Here is an 18,167-nt window from a genome sequence, read left to right as displayed (position 1 = left end):
AAAGATAAAAATATAAAAAAATTACGAGTTAAATTATTAATATTTATTATAAATGTTTCCATAATACTCAATATTCTCTGCATTGCCTAAAGCATTTACTTTATCTGCTATTTTTTGAGCGTTAATTTCTAAATCAAATTCACTAGCTTCACTAAAAGCCATATTAACATCTATAACACTATCTAATCGCTTAATGGCATTAAAAGTTGCTAAAGTATTGTCAAAATCACTAGCTTCAATTAAAACGATAAATTTTTTATCAATTACTTGCTCTATGTTGGCATCTTTTATATTTTTTATTTCGTTTTCAAATTCTTCATTTGCAATAACTACTAAAGATGAAATCATTAAAAATCCTTTTTGTATAAAATTTTTGAATAAGCATTGAGCTTTAATGTATTTTTATCAAATAATATTGAATTAAGATATAAATTACCTATATTTATTTTATCCTTACCTATACAAATATTATTTTCTAAATCGCAAGAATAAGCAAAATTTAAATTATCACTTAAAGCGCAATTATAAACTAAATTATCACTTTCTATATTAGTAATTTCATTTAATTTGTCATCATTAATTATAACTTTTCTATCAGTTGAGCAAGAAATAATATTATCTTTTTTATAATCTACATTATAAATATTATCTTTATGAACTTCCTTGCTTATAAAATCATTAGAATTTAAATCATAAACAACTATTTTTCCACTTTCAAATCCTAAAGCAATTTTTGCCTTTTCTTTATTAATACTTGCAGCATTTATGCTTGCATTTGAAAAATGAACTTTTTTTATTAAGTTAAATGATAAATCTCTTATGATTAGTTCGCTTCCTAAAGAAGTAAGAATTATTTTATCTTTATATAAAAATGCCTTATTAATATCGCTTGAGATTTTAAATTTCAATAATTTATTATCTTTATAAATGTTTAAAGTCTTTAATCCATCTTTTGAGCTAATTGCTAAAATGTTACTATCGTAATCATCAATAAAAATAATATTATCATCAAGGCTTAAAACCTTATCATTATTTTTATAAATATCATTGCCACACGCCACAAATTCATTATTAATATAGTTTATATAACAATCATATTCTAAATATTCTAATTCATTTAGGTTTAGCTCACTTGCTAAACCTAAACTAGCTATAAATAATAGCAATTTTTTCACTTTAATCCTTCATTTATTACATCAAGTAAATTTGAACGATGTTTGCCTAATTCATCATTTCTAAAATCAGGCTTAAATGTGTTTTTGATTCCACTATCAATATTTGCTTGTGGTGCGTGGCATTGAACGCAGTTATACCTTGCTTGAGATATAGAATCAAGTTTTTTCTCATTTCTTAAATCATAATAATGGCTTGCTGGCATAGGAGTTGCTTCTTCAATACTAAGCTTTACACGCTCATTGTCAGCACCTAAATCATGACAGCTAAGACACATATTATTATCTTGAGTAATTGGTAAAAAATCTTCTACATTGTGTGGAATTTGTGGTGGAGCATTTAAATAAGCTCTTTCAAAACGCTCTGCTTCTCCAGCTTCTTTTTCAGAGTATGTAAAATTCTTGATTTCTAATTTTGTTTCATCGTTTAGTGAATGTTTTCTTAAACCAATTTCAGTATCACTCACACTAGCAGCAATCAACAAACTACTAGCAGCTAAACTTAAAAATATTTTTTTCATTTTTTTCCTTTCAAAAAATTAATTAAATTAAAATTAAGTGCATCATCATCGCATACTTCAATACATCTAGCACACTTAATGCACTCACTATTGCTAACATTACCACTATATTTTGTAATAAGTGATAATACTTGAGCTTCTGGACAAATCATTTTGCATTTCATACATTTAGTGCATTTATTTAAATCATAACTTACTTTTAACATAGCAAATTTTGAAATTAAACTATAAAAAGCACCTAATGGACAAAGATGCGAACAAACTAAATTCCTTTGCACAAATAAATCAAGTAAAAATATAATAATTGCAACAAATATAGCCGAAGTTTGAATAAAAATTATTCCCCTAGTAATTATTCCTATATGAGAATACTTTTCAAATACTGGCTCATTTGCTATCAAACACAAAATCAAAATACTAAATAATATAAAATATCTAGTGTTTTGTTTAAAATTAGTCAGCTTAGAGCTTTTAAAACTTGTGTTTTGCTTGATAAAATCTGCTAAATTTGTAATCAAATTAACAGGACAAACAAAAGAACAAAATGCACGACCCAAAAATAAAGCATAAATAATAAAAACTAAAAATGCAGATATAAATAATCCCACATTAAGAGTAAAAGTTGCTAAAAATATTTGCAAATACGCAAAAGGATCGCTTAAGCTAATACTATTAAATAATAGCGAAGAGCTAAGATTTCCTTTTAAAATAAAATCAGCACTAGGTAATATAAATAAAGCTAAAAGTCCTAATTGGATAAATCTTCTTAAAATCAAATATTTATTTTTTAATATCTTCATTAAAATTCTCCATCATTTAGGTAATTTATAGCTTTTTTCTCATCGTGTTTTTTACTAGTATCTATGTGTTTTAATCTTTCATCATCACCACTAACCCAGCCTTTAACATAATTATCATTTCTCTCACCCAATATAAAACTAGTAGGCAAAATAACAATAGCTGGCTTTTTAGTAATACAAACTTTTTCACATAAACCACAACCCACACAATAATCATAATCAACCTTAGGCACTAACATTGCATGTTTTTTAGTTCGCTCATTTCTTTTATATTCAAGCTTTAAAGCTTTATCTATAAAAGGACACGCCCTATAGCAAGCATCACATTGAATTCCAAAATGAGCTACACAAGAGCTTTCATCTACTATTGCACGACCAATATTTACTAAAGAAATTTTATTAATACTTTTATCTAGCGCATCTGTCGGACAAGCCTTAATACAAGGCAAATCATCGCATAAATAGCAAGGAATTTCATTTGCACTAAATTTAGGAGTTCCTAAACTAGCAAATTCCCCTATCTTAGCTAAACTTAAAGTATTATAAGGGCAAGCTTTTACACATTTAGCACAACGAATGCAATTAGCCAAAAAATGTTTTTCACTAACAACTCCTGGTGGGCGTAGAAAAAAACTCTTTTTAAGTTCAATTTTGCTTTCACTTTTTGGTGTATCGTTTAGTTTGAATATGCTAAAAGTTCCAACACCAACTGCTAAAATCTTTATAGTATTTGTAAAAAATTGCCTTCTCATAAATATTACGCCTTAGTTATTTTTACTGCACACTTTTTAAAATCAGTTTGTTTTGAAATTGGACAAGTTGCATCTAATGTAACTTTATTAATATAAACATTCTCATCAAACCAAGGAACATAAACAAGACCTCTTGGTGGTTTGTTTCTTCCACGCATATCAATACGAGCTTTAACTTTTCCACGGCGAGATTCTATCCATACTAATTCTCTTTGCTCAACTCCTAAAGCTTTAGCATCTTCTGGATGAATATAGCACATAGCTTCAGGAACTGCACGGAATAATTCAGGAACTCTCATTGTCATTGTTCCACTATGCCAATGCTCTAAAACCCTACCAGTGCATAACCAGAATGGATATTCTTCAGATGGTCTTTCAGGTGCTTTCATAAATGGTCTAAAGAAAATCTTAGCTTTATTTGTAATTGCTGTTGCTTCTTCGCTTGTTGGTTTTACTAAATCACCACTTTTAATTGATTTATCAAAATCCCCATAGAATGCAAAATCACCTTCAGGATTTGCTTTTTTAGCATATACATCGTATTTTGTATTAAATCTCCATTGAGTTTCTTTACCATCAACAACAGGCCATCTTAAGCCCCTTACCTTATGATAAGTTTCAAAACTAGCTAAATCGTGTCCGTGACCAGCTCCGAATTTTCTATATTCTTCCCATAAATATTTTTGAATAAAGAAATTATAGCCTTTAAATACATTGCCATCACTACCTTTTACATTTCTACTATCGCCTTTAACTTCGCTATTTAACCAATCTTTTAAGCTTTCACTATCATCTAATGAAATTTCTTTACATTCTTTATTAGCAAATAAAACATCATATAAAGTATCATCTTCTTTATATCCCATTTCTTTAGCTTTTTCTAATACGCTTGGTAATGTTGTCTTTTCATCAATTTTTACTTCATTCCAAACTTCGCTTAATTTAAAGCGTTTGCTAAGCTCTAATAATTGCCATAAATCACTCATAGCTTCGCCAACTGGCAATACTTGTTGTCTCCAATGTTGAGTTCTTCTTTCTGCGTTTCCGTAAGCTCCCCATTTTTCATAAATCATAGCTGTAGGTAAAATTAAATCCGCAACTTTTGCACTAATTCCAGGATAGCAATCACTTACTACTATAAAATTATCTTTTTCTCTAGCAGCTTTTATCCAGTGATTTGCATTTGCAGTATTTTGCCAAGGATTATTTACCATAACCCATGCGAATTTTTGTTTTCCATCTTCAAGATTTCTCATCATTTGCATAAAGTGATTTCCTTGAACACCATTAATTGTTCCTTCAGGAACTTTCCAAAGTTCTTCACTTTTAGCTCTATGTTTAGGATTTGCTACAACCCAATCAGCAGGTAAGCGGTGTGCGAAAGTTCCAACTTCTCTTGCTGTTCCACAAGCACTTGGCTGACCTGTTAAAGAAAATGCTCCATCACCTGGTTTTGCTTGTTTTCCTACTAATAAATGCACAGTGTATGCAAGTTCATTTACCCAACTACCACGAGTATGTTGGTTAAAGCCCATAGTCCAAAAGCTTACTACCTTTCTACTTTTTTCAATATATAAATCAGCTAATGCTTTTAATTTTTTCTTAAATTCTTCTATATCTTCATCAGGATTTCCTTTAGCTACGCTTGCAACATAATCTAATGTATAAGGTTCAAGTGCTTTTTTGAAATCTTCAAATTGAATTTGCCAGTTAAGTGCTGCTTGAGCTTGATGTTTCATTTCAAATTTTTCGCCATCTTTTACACCTAAATGACTTAATGCTATTGCTTCATCTTTATCTAAAGTGATTGCATTTTCTTTAGCTACGGTATCTTTTTCAGCTTCGCTAAAGCTTGGATGATTTGGATTATTTCTCATTCCATATCCAATATCAGCAAATCCTGTTGTAAATACACAATGATTTTTTACAAATTCCCAATCAATTGCTTTTGGATTGTTATATACAATTTCTCTAGCAATATAATTCCATATTGCAATATCAGAACTTGGAGTAAATATAAGTTCCATATCAGCAATGTCGCTAGTTCTTGTTGTATAGGTTGAAAGATTTACAATTTTTACTTTTTCAGGGTCTCTTAATTTTCTATCACTTACACGGCTCCATAAAATTGGGTGCATTTCAGCCATATTTGAACCCCAACAAATAATAGTATCAGTAAGTTCAATATCATCATAGCAACCTGCAGGCTCATCAATGCCAAATGTTTGCATAAAACCAATAACAGCACTTGCCATACAATGTCTAGCATTTGGGTCTATATTATTGCTTCTAAAACCAGCTTTAAATAATTTTGAAGCAGCATATCCTTCTTGAATAGTATGCTGACCACTTGCAAACATTCCTATACCATTTACACCTTGTTCTTTTAAAGCTTTTTTCATATGTTTTTCCATCTCATCAAAAGCTCTTTTCCAAGATACTGGAGCAAATTTTCCGTTCTTATCAAATTCACCCTTAGCATTTACTCTTAATAAAGGCGTTACAAGTCTATCTTCTCCATACATAATTTTTGCATTAAAATATCCTTTAATACAATTTAAACCACGATTTACAGGTGCTTCAGGGTCGCCCTTAGTAGCTACAATTTTGCCATTTTTAGTAGCAACCATAATACCACAGCCAGTTCCACAAAATCTACAAACTGCTTTATCCCAAGTCCATTCACTTGTTTCGTCTTTTGCTAAAGCAATAGTAGGATTTATGCAAGCTGCTGCACTTGCAACTGCTGTGCTCTTTAAAAAATCTCGTCTTTGCATTTATTCTCCTTATAATAATAATGTAAAAATAGATTAGATTATTTGCTTTAAAATCTTATTGATTAAGATTAATATTTTTTTTAAAGTAAAGCACATAAATATTATCAACATTAAATTAACTTAAAATTCTTAATTCAATAAAAATTGAAAAAACATTCATAAAATAATATAAAATATTTAAAAATTAAATTAAATTTAAAAAAATATATTAATTGCCATCAATTATTTTTAAGCTTTTTTATATTAAAGTAGTGTTTCAAATTTTCACAAGGTGTATAAATGAAAAAACCAACAAACAAACTTTTATTAGCCCTTTGCATAGTAATTGGGATTTTTATTGGTGGTGGAATTTATACTTTTATAATAGCAGATGGCTTTTTAATGATGACTTCTAAACCTGAAGCCTGTAGTAAATGTCATATTATGACAGATGTTTATGATAGCTGGGCAAAAGGTGAGCATTCAAGCAATGCAGGTTGCGTAGATTGTCATTTACCTCAAGGTGATGTGGTAGCTTATTGGACTAAAAAAGCTTATCACGGATTAAAACACGGCTATTATTTTACAGTAGGAGGAAATCCACCTAATTTAGAACCTACCGAAATGACACACGAAGATGTTAATCGCAATTGTGCGACTTGTCATAAAGACTACGCACATAATGCAATCAATGCAACGACAAAATTAAATAGCGAGCCACTTGATTGCCTTAGCTGTCATAGAACAATAGGTCATTTACATAATTAAAAGGAGAAAATATGTCAAAATCAGTTTATGTTGCGGCTATTGTGGTAGCTGCTTTAGGTGGTGCAGGCTTATTTGCACTTAATACAAACATTGCAGAACATAAAGGTGAAAGTAAAACTCAACCATTAAAAACTTTTGAAATTAGTGATGAAGAACCAGATTTTGCAAAATGGGGTAGAAATTTCCCAGCTCAATTAGATGGTTATTTACAAATGAAAGATGAGTATATTGAAACACCATTTGGTGGAAGTTTACCTTATAGTAAGATTATTCGCTGGCCGGCTGCGACAACATTTTGGAATGGATACGCTTTTGCGGTTGATTATTCTAAACCAAGAACTCACTATTACTCACAAATTGACCAAATGGAAACAAAAAGAAACAATAAAGAATATCTAAATGCTCACGGATTACCTGCATTTAAAGGTCAGCCTGGTGCTTGCGTAAATTGCCATACTGGTTACTTAACTGCTATTTATAAAAGTGATAAATTAAGCCCAAGTTTTATGCTAGGTAAAACTGAAGTAATGGGTGCAAAGAAAATGGGATTTTTTGACGCATTTGGTGAAAAAGGCGAAGCTATGAAAGAGGCTTGGACAAATATGAATAAAATGCCTTATTTTGATGTTATGAAAAAAGTAGAAGAAAAATACGGAGATGGAATTCACGGCTCTCATATGGGTTCAACCTGTGCGGATTGTCATAACCCAGATGATATGAGCCTTCGTGTAACTCGCCCTGCTTTTGTTAATGCTATGGTTTTAAGAGGCTATGAAGCAGACGCTAAAAGTGGTATCAAAGCTAGTAGAAAAGAAATGAGAAATTATGTTTGTATGCAATGCCATGTTGAGTATTATTTTGAAGGTAAAGATAGCACTTTAACATTCCCATGGACAAAATGGAAAAAAGATGAAGCATTTAAAATAGAGAATTTTGATGAGTACTATGATGAAAAATTTGCAAATGGTGAATTCCCATATGATTACATTCAAAAAGATACAAAAACAAAAATAATTAAAATGCAACACCCAGAAGCTGAAATGTATTCAAGCTCTTTACATTATAGAAGTGGTGTAACTTGTGCAGATTGTCATATGCCATACAAAAGAGATGGAGCAAACAAAGTAACTAATCACAATATACTATCTCCATTAGCTGATATAAATGCAGCTTGTAAAACTTGCCATCCACAAAGCGAACAAGTATTAAAAGATAGAATTAGCTTTATTCAAAATCGCCACGCTTATGAGCTTAGAGGTTGTGAAAATAACTTATTAGCATTAATTGCTGATATAAAAACAGCTCGTGAAGAATTAGCAAAACTTCCTGAATTTGCAAATCTTGAAGATAAAGCAAGAGATGATGCTATTTCAAAAGTTATAGAAAAAGCACAATATGCTCATAGAAAAGCACATATTAGATGGGACGTATCATTTAGTGAAAATAGCTATGGCTTCCACTCACCACAAGAATTTATGAGAATTATAGGTCAATGTAAAGAAGTAGCTAGAGAAGGACAAGCAGAGTTAGCAAATGCGTTAGCTCCTTATGGAATTAAAATTGAATTAACAAAAACAGCAACAATTCCAGCAGCACCTCTAAAACTAGACCATAAACCACCAACAGGTTCTCTACCAACAGAAGCTATGAAAAAAGTTGATGAGGATGTAAAAAATCTAAACTTTAAATAAAAAATTGCGAGATTTTCTCGCAATTTACTCATTAATTAAAGCCCAATTTTAATAGCATAAAAATTAAAACATTATATAATTGAAAATAAGAATTTAGTTTAAATATATTTTAATTAGTGTTAAAGCTAACTAATTTAATTGCTAAAATAATGTAATCTTAAATTATCAAAAAAAGGCTTATATTATGCAAAATGATAAAGAAATAATTCTGATAGTAAAACTTAAAAAAAGCTTATTGTTTTCTATATATAAATCACTATTTTTATTACTTCCTAATGTTTTTGTATGCTTGTATATCATTATAATTTTTGCTTGTATTTTGTATTTTAATGATGGTTATTTGTTGGCATTGTTACTTACTTTTCTTATCTTGCCTCACCATTTTCGTTTTGTGCTTTTTCCACTTATGATAAGAAAAATAATCTGTTATGATGAATATTTTGAAATCATTAGACTTTTTAGTAAAACAAGGATATATTATGATGATTTAAAAGAATATTATTTCGAATATTTAAAAATTAGATTTTCATCACACAAAATTTTACATCTATCTTATAAAAACAAATTCTTTAGCAGCATTATAAACACCGAATTGCTTAATCCAGAAGATTTAGAAAAATTAATAGAATTATTAAACGCAAAGGGTATTAATAAAAAAGTTTCAATCATAAATGATAAAATATTTTATAATGTTTTTAGTATTGTAGATAAAATCTTTAAAATTTAAATCTAAGTTATTAAGAGTTTTAAAGGTATTACAGCTAATAAAAGTAACATAAATATAATCTGTATTAAAAATCAAATTCTCATTTTAAATTCTAAATTTTAAAACTAAACTTATTTGTAAAATCTAAAATATTAGAATTTAAAACATACGCAATTAATAGTATTTTAAATAGCTTTTATTAGTGATTTTTTATATTAAATTATGGAATTTAAATTATGAAATTTCAAATACAAATTCTTATTTTAAATTCCATAATATTTAACATCAAAATAAATGAAATAACAACTAGAATATAAAAACTGCTGTTAAGAAACCTACATAGCTTTTTTATAAGTATAAGCAAAGGCAAACACTAAATAGTCATGAAACTAGATTACAAAATAAGAATACAAAAAATCACATTAAATTTATCCTTGCTCCAGTTCTAAAAGAAATAAAATAAATTTATTGAAATTTCTTATTAAAATTCTTTATGTTTTTAAGTATATTTAAAAATAAATTTAAAGAAGCTTTTGAATATAAAATTTTTTAATTTTATATTCTTTCAATTAAAATAGGCAAATGTAAAATTAAACATTTCCTTATAAATCACTCAAACTACTGCAACACTTCAATATAAATTAAGAATAAGATAATTAAAACTAGCAACATTTTTACTATTGCATGGATTTTTATCAAATAATATTCAATATTATTTTTGCAAAACTCAAACTGCATAAAATATCATTAAAATATGATTTTAAGGCCTTAATAAGATTAATTTAATTTTACCTATTTTGTAAAATTAATAACGATTATATATATTACAAGTATATAATTTTGTGCATTAGTTTTTATACTTTAAAAGCTCTTTAAATTCCATTATAAAACTTTAAGTGATTTTAAAAATTCGCCACATTTTGTATATGATATATATTTACTACTTACATTTTTTAATGTTATTTTTACAAATTTAATTATAATTTTATTTGCTTTGCTAACAAAAATACTTAAAACTCTAATCTTTTATATTTTTAAAATTAGTTTAAAATTTAATAAAATATATATCTTAACTTAAAAACTATAGAATTTAAAATAAAAGTTTATTTTTTAAATCTAATTTTAGCCAAACTACTATTTTATACTCTAAATAAATCTATCTATAAATACCATAAAATCTAAAAAATTGAAATAAGAATTTCAAAACTTAATATAAATTGTAAAGAATAAATAAGATACTAATTATAAATAAGTAAAATTATTGAAATTCTTTTGATAAGTTATTTATATTAGTTATAAAAAATCATTTTAAGCTTAAATTTTATTTTGACTTTCATAATTTAAATTAGTATTTGCAAATTCCAATTTGCTTAAGATATATTTAGCAAAATCTTCACTATCATTTGGACATTTACACACATTATAATCACCTTTATACTGATGTCTATATTCAATATCTAATTCTAAAATAGTTTCAGAACAATCAATACAAAATGATAGTGGATATATTAAAACACTTTTATTGCCTAATTTATCTAATTCATCACTAAGTGCAGGTTCTAACCATTTTACAGGTCCTAATTTTGACTGATAAGCTAATTTAATTTCTTTAAAATCGTTTTGCAATTTATCCTTTAATATAGCAAAATGTTCTTTTATATGCTCTTCGTAAATATCCCCCTTTTCTATAGTTTTTATCGGTAAAGAATGTGCTGATATTATCAAACAATCAATATTTTTATATTTTTGTATCTCATTTAAAATAATATTATTATAAAGCTCATCTTGGTAAAAATAAGGTATTTCTTTTATACTGATTTTTTTATCAAAATTTTTATAAAAATCTTGCAAAGATGATGTAGTAGTGGTTATAGAATGATGTGGATATAAAGGAAATAGTATTATTTCATCATTATCTTTAAAATCATATTTAGCTAAGACTTCTTTAGCAAAAGGCGGAACATAAGTTGATATAAAATCAAAATGAAAATCTTTTTGCAAAGAATTTAATTTATCACAAAGAGATTTTTGGATTTTAGTTAAAGGACTTTTACCACCTATTTTATTATAATTTTCTTTCATAGATTTAATACGAAATTTTCTTATCATAAACGCTACAAGACTTCTTAAAAAATCTGATTTTATTCCCAAAATATTTGGGTCATTAAACATATTTTTTAAAAATACTTCACATTCATCAATTTGATTTACACCACCCATATTGAGTAAAAAAACATATTTCATATACAAACCTAAAATTATCCAAGTAAGATACTTGGATAAATATTATTTGTCTTCATTAAAAGAACCCAATTTGAGAATTTTTTGCATTCTTTTTGCAACCAATTCATCAAGATTTAATGGTTTTAGTTCTTCTATTTTTTCTAAAACATAATTTTGTATATTATTTGCAGTAATCTCTTTGTTTCTATGAGCAATGCCTTCTTCTATAATATCATCTATTAATCCTTGCTCATATAAATCATCAGCACTTATTTTCATAGCCTTTGTTGCAGCTTCACTTTTACTTGGGTCATTCCATAATATAGCAGCACAACCTTCAGGAGATATTACAGAAAACACTGAATTTTTAAGCATAGCTAATTTATCAGCTACACCTAAAGCTAAAGCTCCGCCACTTCCGCCTTCTCCAATTACTATAGAAATAATTATTGTTTTTAAAGCGCTTAATTCATATAAATTTGTAGCAATTGCCTCACTTTGACCACGCTCTTCAGCTCCTACTCCAGGATAAGCACCTGGAGTATCTACTAAAAATACAATAGGTATTTTAAATTTTTCAGCCATTTTAGCAAATCTTAAAACCTTACGATAACCCTCTGGATGTGGCATACCGAAATTTCTATGTAATTTATATTTTGTTCCACGACCTTTTTGTTCGCCTATTAACATTACTTTTTGCTCGCCAATATAACCAGCAAAACAAACTATAGCAGGGTCATCTCTAAATGCCCTATCTCCATGTAATTCATGGGCATTTTTTAAAATTATTCTCACATAATCAAGAGAATATGGTCTATCAGGATGTCTTGCTAGCTGTAGCTTTTGAAAATCACTTAAGTTTTTATAGGTTTTTGTTAATTCTTTTTCTAAATTCTTTTTTAAAATCTTAACTGCTTCTATATCGCCTTTAATATTAGCATTAATAATATCTTCATCTAATTGTTGAATATTTTTCTCAAAATCTAAATAAGCTGCCATCTTAATTAATCCAATTTTCTAAAAATCACTGAAGCATTCGTTCCACCAAAACCAAACGAATTACTCATAGCTGTTTTAATTGTATGCTTTCTAGCCACATTAGGCACATAATCTAAATCACAATCAGGGTCAGGGTTTTTATAATTTATTGTAGGTGGAACTATACTATCTCTCATAGCCATTAGACAAATTACTGCTTCAATAGCACCAGCAGCACCTAAACAATGTCCTGTTTGACCTTTTGTAGAACTTACTAAAGGCATATCATCTTTAAACAATTCTTTCATTGCTGCTGTTTCATTTTTATCATTAGCTGGAGTTGATGTTCCGTGTGCATTAATATAATCAATTTTAATTTTATTAGCAGAGCAATCAAATCCCTTTGCCATACATAAAGCTTTTTTCATAGCTCTTAATGGGCCATCTAAAGCTGGAGAAGTTATATGATTTGCATCTGCACTTTCACCAAACCCTATAACTTCAGCATATATTCTAGCACCTCTTTTTTTAGCATCTTCATAATCTTCTAAAACAAGAGCAGCTGCACCTTCTCCCATAACAAAGCCATCTCTACTAGCATCAAATGGACTACTAGCTGTTTCTGGAGTATCATTTTTAGTAGATAAAGCTTTCATTGAAGCAAATCCACCTATACCTACTGCACAAATAGCTGATTCAGCTCCAATTACTAACATTTTATTTGCTTGATTACAAACTATTGTTTTATAAGCTTCGCCAATTGCATGAGTTCCTGCTGCACAAGCAGTTACACAAGATAAATTTGGACCTTTCAATTTATAATCAATTGAAGCCATTCCCCCTAGCATATTAACTAGAGCTGAAGGTATGAAAAAAGGCGAAATCCTGCTTGCGCCCTTTTGCAAACATACATTAGAATTTTTCTCAATATTAGGTAAGCCACCAATTCCTGCTGCACTTACTACTCCAAATTCATCTAAATCAACTTCACTAATCACGCCATCAACCATTTTAAAATTAGCATCACTTATAGCTTCTTTTGCAGCGTGTAATCCAAGTTGAATAAATCTATCAGCTTTTTTAACATCTTTTGCATTTAATACTGTTAAAGGATCGAAATCCTTAACTTCTGCGGCAATTTTAACACTTAAATCACTGGTATCAAAAAGAGTAATTTCTCCAACACCGCTTTTTCCATCACAAATCGCCTTAAACGAACTTTCTTTATCAAGCCCAAGGGCATTTATCATTCCAATGCCAGTTACTACTACTCTTCTCAATTTAAATCCTTATTGTTTTTTTGCTTCTATGTATTTTACTATATCATTAACTGTTGCGATTTTTTGACCATCTTCATCAGGAATAGAAATATCAAATTTTTCTTCTAAAGCCATAATTAATTCAACTACATCAAGTGAATCTGCACCTAAATCTTCAATAATTTTAGCATCAGGTGTAATACTAGCTTCATCAGCTCCTAATTCTTCTACAATAACTTTTTTAACATCTTCAAAAATAGACATTTTTTTCTCCTAAAATAAAATTAAACTCGTATTCTTACAAAAAAGTGTAAATAAATTACACATACATTCCGCCATTAACTTTTAAAATCTCACCTGTAATATAACTAGAATAATCACTTAATAAAAACGCAACTGCATTTGCAACTTCGCTAGGTTTACCAAATCTAGCAAGTGGAATTGCTTTATAATAAGTTTGTTTAATTTCATCGCTTAATACATCTGTCATATCACTTTCTATAAATCCTGGAGTAATTGCGTTATAACGAACTTCTCTACTAGCTGCTTCTTTAGCAAAAGACTTAGTCATAGCAATAACTCCACCTTTACTAGCAGAATAATTTACTTGACCTGCATTTCCCATCTCACCAACAACTGAACTAATATTTACAACACTACCAAAACGCTTTTTACTCATTACTTTAAATGCTTCTTTACAACCTATAAAAGTTGAATTTAAATTAGCCTTTATAACATCATCAAAATCAGCTTCACTCATTCTTAAAACTAATTTGTCTTTTGTAATTCCTGCATTATTTACTAAATAACTTAATTCTCCATCGCAATCAATTATTGTTTTAATAGCATTTGTAAAATCACTTTCACAACTTGCATCAAAACAAATAATTGCTGCTTTACCACCATTTTTTTCAATTTCTTGTTTTAAATTCTCTGCAAGTTCAGGTTTTGAACGATAATTAATCCATACTTTTAGACCAAATCCCGCTAAAACTCTAGCTATTTCAGCACCAATGCCTTTAGATGCACCTGTAATTAATACATTTGTTCCACTAAATTTCATATTTTCTCCTAGTCTTTAATGATAATATCCGAGTGATTTTTTTCTAAAAAATTATCTTCATAATCTTTTAAATCTTTTTTAAAATCTTTTGATTTTCTCATAACAAAGGCATAATACAATATTAAAGAAAACAAAATTATCCCCGCACATATTTCATAAATCCTAGAATGCCCGTAACTAGGCTCAATCAAACCTAACAAATAAGGACTAATACCCATTCCAACATCTAAAGCTATAAAAAATGTTGAATTTGCTAAGCCCATTTTCTCTTTAGGAGATAATTTTATAGCAAGTGATTGAAGACTTGAAGTAGCGTTTCCATATCCTAAAGCACAAAAAATAGCCGATAAATACATCATTAAAGAATTGTTTGTATAAGCTAAAATTATTAAACTTGCTACATAAAACAAAATAGAAGGAACTATTACATAATCCGCACCTATTTTATCAAATACTTTACCTGAAATTGGTCTTGAAAACACACTAATACAAGCATAAAATACAAAAAATAACGAACCTGCTTCAATTAAATTAAGCTCTTTTGAATAAGAACTTATAAAAGCAATAATTGCTCCATAAACAAAACCCATACAAAATACAACATAAGCAACACCCAAAACCGATTTTTCAATGTAATTAAAAATTGAAAAAGATTTTTTAACATGATTTATCTTATGTTTTCTAAATCTTTTAACTTTTATTACTACACTTGAAATTAATGCTATTAATATACTAATTAAAGAAATTATAAAACATAAATTAAAATTATTTTTACCCACTAAATATACTGCTAAAAATGGTCCAATAGCAGAACTTAATACAACACTAACCGCATAATATCCTATACCAATTCCTCTTTTATTGCTAGGCACTAGTCTAGCTACTGCAGCACCACAAGCACAAGAGCATGCACCATAACACATACCAGCAAGCAATCTTGATAATATTAATTCAAAATTAGTTGATAAAAACAAGTAATATAAATTAGGTATAAAATACAAAACTAAACTAATAATCATAACTTTTTTTATGTTTATATTATCAATAATTGAGCCAAAATAAAGTCTTGATAATAGTGCTCCAATTACAAAAATACCATTAGCAAGACCTGCTATTGCTGTGCTAGATTGTAATATAGTTTTTGCAAAATCTGTAGAAGCAATAGTAGTGATAAAAAACACTAAACAAATAACAAAATTAATAATAAAAACACAAATAAAATTCTTATTCCAAATATTATACTTTTTGGATAATCCCATAAAAACTCCTTATAATTTTTTATTGATTTTATCAAGCATATTAATGAACAATCCAAATTCAGCATAATCTAAATCATCACAAATTTGCTTTTCGTAATTAGAAATTAAAATATTTGCATCAAAAAACAATTCCTTGCCTTTTAAACTAAGTGAAATGATTTTTTCTCTTTTATCATTTGAGCTTGAAATTTCTAAATAATTTGCTTTTTCTAGTTTCTTACAAATCCTAGACGCAATAGCCTTATCCATCTGATAAAACTCGCAAATCTCACTTAAACTAGCACTTTTTGTTGAGCTAAGATAATAAAACACTCTCCAATCAGTCGCATTAATATTAAATGGCTTTAAAATTTCATTTACTTTACTGATGATTTTTCTATTTGCATAGGTAATTTTTTTAAAAAACATGTTATTCCTAATAGTTGATAAAGTCAATTAAATTAGATTTTATAATTAAATTTGTAAATTGTCAATAAATTAGCTTTATTTTGCTAAGCTTAAAATAAAAAAAGGATACAAATGATTATATTTTTTGATTTAGATGGAACTTTAATCGATTCTACCCAGCCAATAATTACTAGTCTTAGAAAAGCCTTAGAAAGTTATAATTTTAATTTAAGTGATGAATATATAAAAACATTAATTGGAATGTCTACTGAAGGAATGTTTGAAACAATAGGAGTGCCAAAAGAGCAAGTTGCTGATATAGTTAAATTATATAGACAAAATTATAAAATATATTATAAAGACGGAACTAGTCTTTTAAATGGGGCAAAAGAAGCAGTAAAACTTGCTAGTAAAAATGCTAAAGTAGGATTAGTAACTACAAAATCTGTTTATTTTGCTAAAGAAATTTTAAAAGATTTTGATATTTTAGATGATTTTAGCGTAGTTGTGGGTGGTGATGAAGTAAAATACTGCAAACCAAATCCAGAACCAATTTATAAAGCACTAAGTCGTTTAAAAGGCTCTGAAATGCTTGCAATTAACGAACTTAAAAAAGAATTTGACTTTAGTAAAATTTATATGATAGGAGATACTTTAAACGATACAGAAGCTGCTAAAGCTGCTGAAGTGAATGCTTATGTAACTTTATTTGAATACACAGATATGAATACTCTCAAGCAAAGTTGCGATAAAATATTTAAAACCCCACTTGAATGCGTTCAAGATATTTTAAAAAAATAAATATTATAAAGTAAAACTAATTTAATAAAAAATTAGTTTTACTTATATCAATAAATTAGAATGGAATTTAAAAAACTAATAAATATATTTATTTTAATTTTAACTATATAAAATATTCATTATTACCACTTAATTAAACCTATTGTTTAATAAGGACTATTATATCTGTATAAAATATAATATTTTGATATTTATAATATATTTTAGTGCAATTAAGTATCCATACATACATTAAAAATACTATAAAAATTACTGCTATAATTAATTAAGATAATAATTACTAATTAAATTAATTTATATTAAAATAAATTATTATACTCCTTGTCTATAAAACACACAATCTATTTAATACTTTTAATTAAAAAACATATAGAAATTATTGTCTTTTAAAAATTGCTTTAAAATTTTTATCACTTAATTGATAAGAATCAAGTAATTCAAGAGATTTTACCATATGCAATGTGCCTTTTTTATATTTTTGAAAATGTTCGGAATTAATATGTTTATTATAAGATTCTTGGTCTTTATAAATTTCTAAAATATTAATTATATTATTATTTTTTACAAGCATCATTGGATAAATAGATATTACACCCTTTTCTTTTTCAATTGAAGCTTCAGCAACTTCTTTTGCAATAACAAGGTATTCATCAAGATACTCTGGATAAACTTCAACAACAGAAATTCTAACCAACATTTTATTATTAATATTATCATCAGCATAAATATTAGAAGATAATCCAAATAGCGATAAAATTAAAGCTAATATTTTTTTCATTTTTCAACCTTTCAATTTTTTAAACCAAACAATATACTATAAATACATAAACTATTCCCCCCCCCCACCACCACCATAAACCACCAATCCATTAAATACTAAAAACACCCATTAACCCCCCCCCCAACCACTCTAAACAACACAAGCAATACTTTAAATTAAAAACTAAAAAGCAATTAAAATCTCATTCTAAAAATAACCTTCACTAACTACTAAAAACAATTAAACACACACACCATAATAAAACATTCTT

18 protein-coding genes are annotated in these 18,167 nt (G+C 27.8%); 4 read left to right on the top strand and 14 right to left on the bottom strand.

Annotation, left to right across the window (positions count from 1 at the left end):
- Positions 1-36: 36 nt before the first annotated feature.
- From AVBRAN12640_RS06960 to napA, 6 genes are read right to left on the bottom strand one after another with little or no spacing between them, the layout of a single operon-like run.
- Positions 37-348, bottom strand: a complete 312-nt coding sequence (locus AVBRAN12640_RS06960; protein WP_214118302.1) for a chaperone NapD — start codon at positions 346-348, stop codon at positions 37-39.
- Positions 348-1,175 carry a hypothetical protein gene (locus AVBRAN12640_RS06955; protein ID WP_336608799.1) on the bottom strand — a complete coding sequence of 276 codons (828 nt, stop codon included), beginning with the start codon at positions 1,173-1,175 and terminating at the stop codon, positions 348-350. The genes AVBRAN12640_RS06960 and AVBRAN12640_RS06955 overlap by 1 nt, the downstream gene beginning before the upstream one ends.
- Entirely contained in the window at positions 1,172-1,693 is a 522-nt protein-coding gene (locus tag AVBRAN12640_RS06950; protein ID WP_214118292.1) for a nitrate reductase cytochrome c-type subunit, read from the bottom strand. The genes AVBRAN12640_RS06955 and AVBRAN12640_RS06950 overlap by 4 nt, the downstream gene beginning before the upstream one ends.
- On the bottom strand, positions 1,690-2,493 hold the full coding sequence (gene napH, locus AVBRAN12640_RS06945; protein ID WP_336608800.1) for a quinol dehydrogenase ferredoxin subunit NapH: 804 nt from the start codon (positions 2,491-2,493) through the stop codon (positions 1,690-1,692). The genes AVBRAN12640_RS06950 and napH overlap by 4 nt, the downstream gene beginning before the upstream one ends.
- A complete protein-coding gene (gene napG / locus AVBRAN12640_RS06940; protein WP_214118289.1) occupies positions 2,493-3,245 on the bottom strand; it encodes a ferredoxin-type protein NapG in 753 nt (250 codons plus the stop codon). Before napG ends, napH begins: the two co-directional genes overlap by 1 nt.
- A gap of 5 nt (positions 3,246-3,250) precedes the next feature.
- The gene (gene napA / locus AVBRAN12640_RS06935) at positions 3,251-6,022 is read right to left on the bottom strand and encodes a periplasmic nitrate reductase subunit alpha (RefSeq protein ID WP_214118288.1); all 2,772 of its coding nucleotides are present in this window, start codon (positions 6,020-6,022) and stop codon (positions 3,251-3,253) included.
- A 279-nt stretch (positions 6,023-6,301) separates the two neighbouring features.
- On the opposite strand from napA, the gene nrfH reads away from it, so the two are divergent.
- From nrfH to AVBRAN12640_RS06920, 3 genes are all read left to right on the top strand, one after another.
- Complete coding sequence (gene nrfH, locus AVBRAN12640_RS06930; RefSeq protein WP_214118286.1) at positions 6,302-6,769, top strand: cytochrome c nitrite reductase small subunit; 468 nt, start codon at positions 6,302-6,304, stop codon at positions 6,767-6,769.
- An 11-nt stretch (positions 6,770-6,780) separates the two neighbouring features.
- Complete coding sequence (locus AVBRAN12640_RS06925) at positions 6,781-8,460, top strand: ammonia-forming cytochrome c nitrite reductase subunit c552 (RefSeq protein ID WP_336608801.1); 1,680 nt, start codon at positions 6,781-6,783, stop codon at positions 8,458-8,460.
- A gap of 184 nt (positions 8,461-8,644) precedes the next feature.
- Entirely contained in the window at positions 8,645-9,187 is a 543-nt protein-coding gene (locus AVBRAN12640_RS06920; protein ID WP_336608802.1) for a hypothetical protein, read from the top strand.
- Between the two features lie 1,293 nt (positions 9,188-10,480).
- Here the strand turns inward: AVBRAN12640_RS06920 and hemH are convergent.
- The 7 genes from hemH to AVBRAN12640_RS06885 are packed head-to-tail and all read right to left on the bottom strand — an operon-like array spanning position 10,481 to position 16,356.
- Positions 10,481-11,410, bottom strand: a complete 930-nt coding sequence (hemH, locus tag AVBRAN12640_RS06915; protein WP_336608803.1) for a ferrochelatase — start codon at positions 11,408-11,410, stop codon at positions 10,481-10,483.
- Between the two features lie 42 nt (positions 11,411-11,452).
- Entirely contained in the window at positions 11,453-12,388 is a 936-nt protein-coding gene (locus tag AVBRAN12640_RS06910; protein WP_214118277.1) for an acetyl-CoA carboxylase carboxyltransferase subunit alpha, read from the bottom strand.
- A gap of 5 nt (positions 12,389-12,393) precedes the next feature.
- Positions 12,394-13,647 carry a beta-ketoacyl-ACP synthase II gene (locus tag AVBRAN12640_RS06905; protein ID WP_214118274.1) on the bottom strand — a complete coding sequence of 418 codons (1,254 nt, stop codon included), beginning with the start codon at positions 13,645-13,647 and terminating at the stop codon, positions 12,394-12,396.
- Between the two features lie 9 nt (positions 13,648-13,656).
- Complete coding sequence (gene acpP, locus AVBRAN12640_RS06900) at positions 13,657-13,890, bottom strand: acyl carrier protein (RefSeq protein ID WP_214118272.1); 234 nt, start codon at positions 13,888-13,890, stop codon at positions 13,657-13,659.
- Positions 13,891-13,945: 55 nt separating this feature from the next.
- The gene (fabG, locus tag AVBRAN12640_RS06895; protein WP_336608804.1) at positions 13,946-14,689 is read right to left on the bottom strand and encodes a 3-oxoacyl-ACP reductase FabG; all 744 of its coding nucleotides are present in this window, start codon (positions 14,687-14,689) and stop codon (positions 13,946-13,948) included.
- Positions 14,690-14,697: 8 nt separating this feature from the next.
- Positions 14,698-15,948, bottom strand: a complete 1,251-nt coding sequence (locus AVBRAN12640_RS06890; protein WP_214118268.1) for an MFS transporter — start codon at positions 15,946-15,948, stop codon at positions 14,698-14,700.
- A 9-nt stretch (positions 15,949-15,957) separates the two neighbouring features.
- Positions 15,958-16,356, bottom strand: a complete 399-nt coding sequence (locus tag AVBRAN12640_RS06885; RefSeq protein WP_214118266.1) for a MarR family winged helix-turn-helix transcriptional regulator — start codon at positions 16,354-16,356, stop codon at positions 15,958-15,960.
- A gap of 111 nt (positions 16,357-16,467) precedes the next feature.
- Here AVBRAN12640_RS06885 and AVBRAN12640_RS06880 point away from each other — a divergent pair, with 111 nt between their 5' ends.
- A complete protein-coding gene (locus tag AVBRAN12640_RS06880; RefSeq protein WP_336608805.1) occupies positions 16,468-17,136 on the top strand; it encodes an HAD family hydrolase in 669 nt (222 codons plus the stop codon).
- A 376-nt stretch (positions 17,137-17,512) separates the two neighbouring features.
- On the opposite strand, the gene AVBRAN12640_RS06875 is transcribed toward AVBRAN12640_RS06880, so the two are convergent.
- Positions 17,513-17,914, bottom strand: coding sequence for a putative quinol monooxygenase (locus tag AVBRAN12640_RS06875; RefSeq protein WP_214150678.1), 402 nt, complete (start codon positions 17,912-17,914; stop codon positions 17,513-17,515).
- Positions 17,915-18,167: the final 253 nt, after the last annotated feature.

The sequence above is a fragment of the Campylobacter sp. RM12640 genome (genome assembly GCF_020137595.1).
Lineage (GTDB): Bacteria > Campylobacterota > Campylobacteria > Campylobacterales > Campylobacteraceae > Campylobacter_E.
Note: the sequence above shows the minus strand (reverse complement) of the source record. Positions and strands in the feature narration are given on the sequence as shown.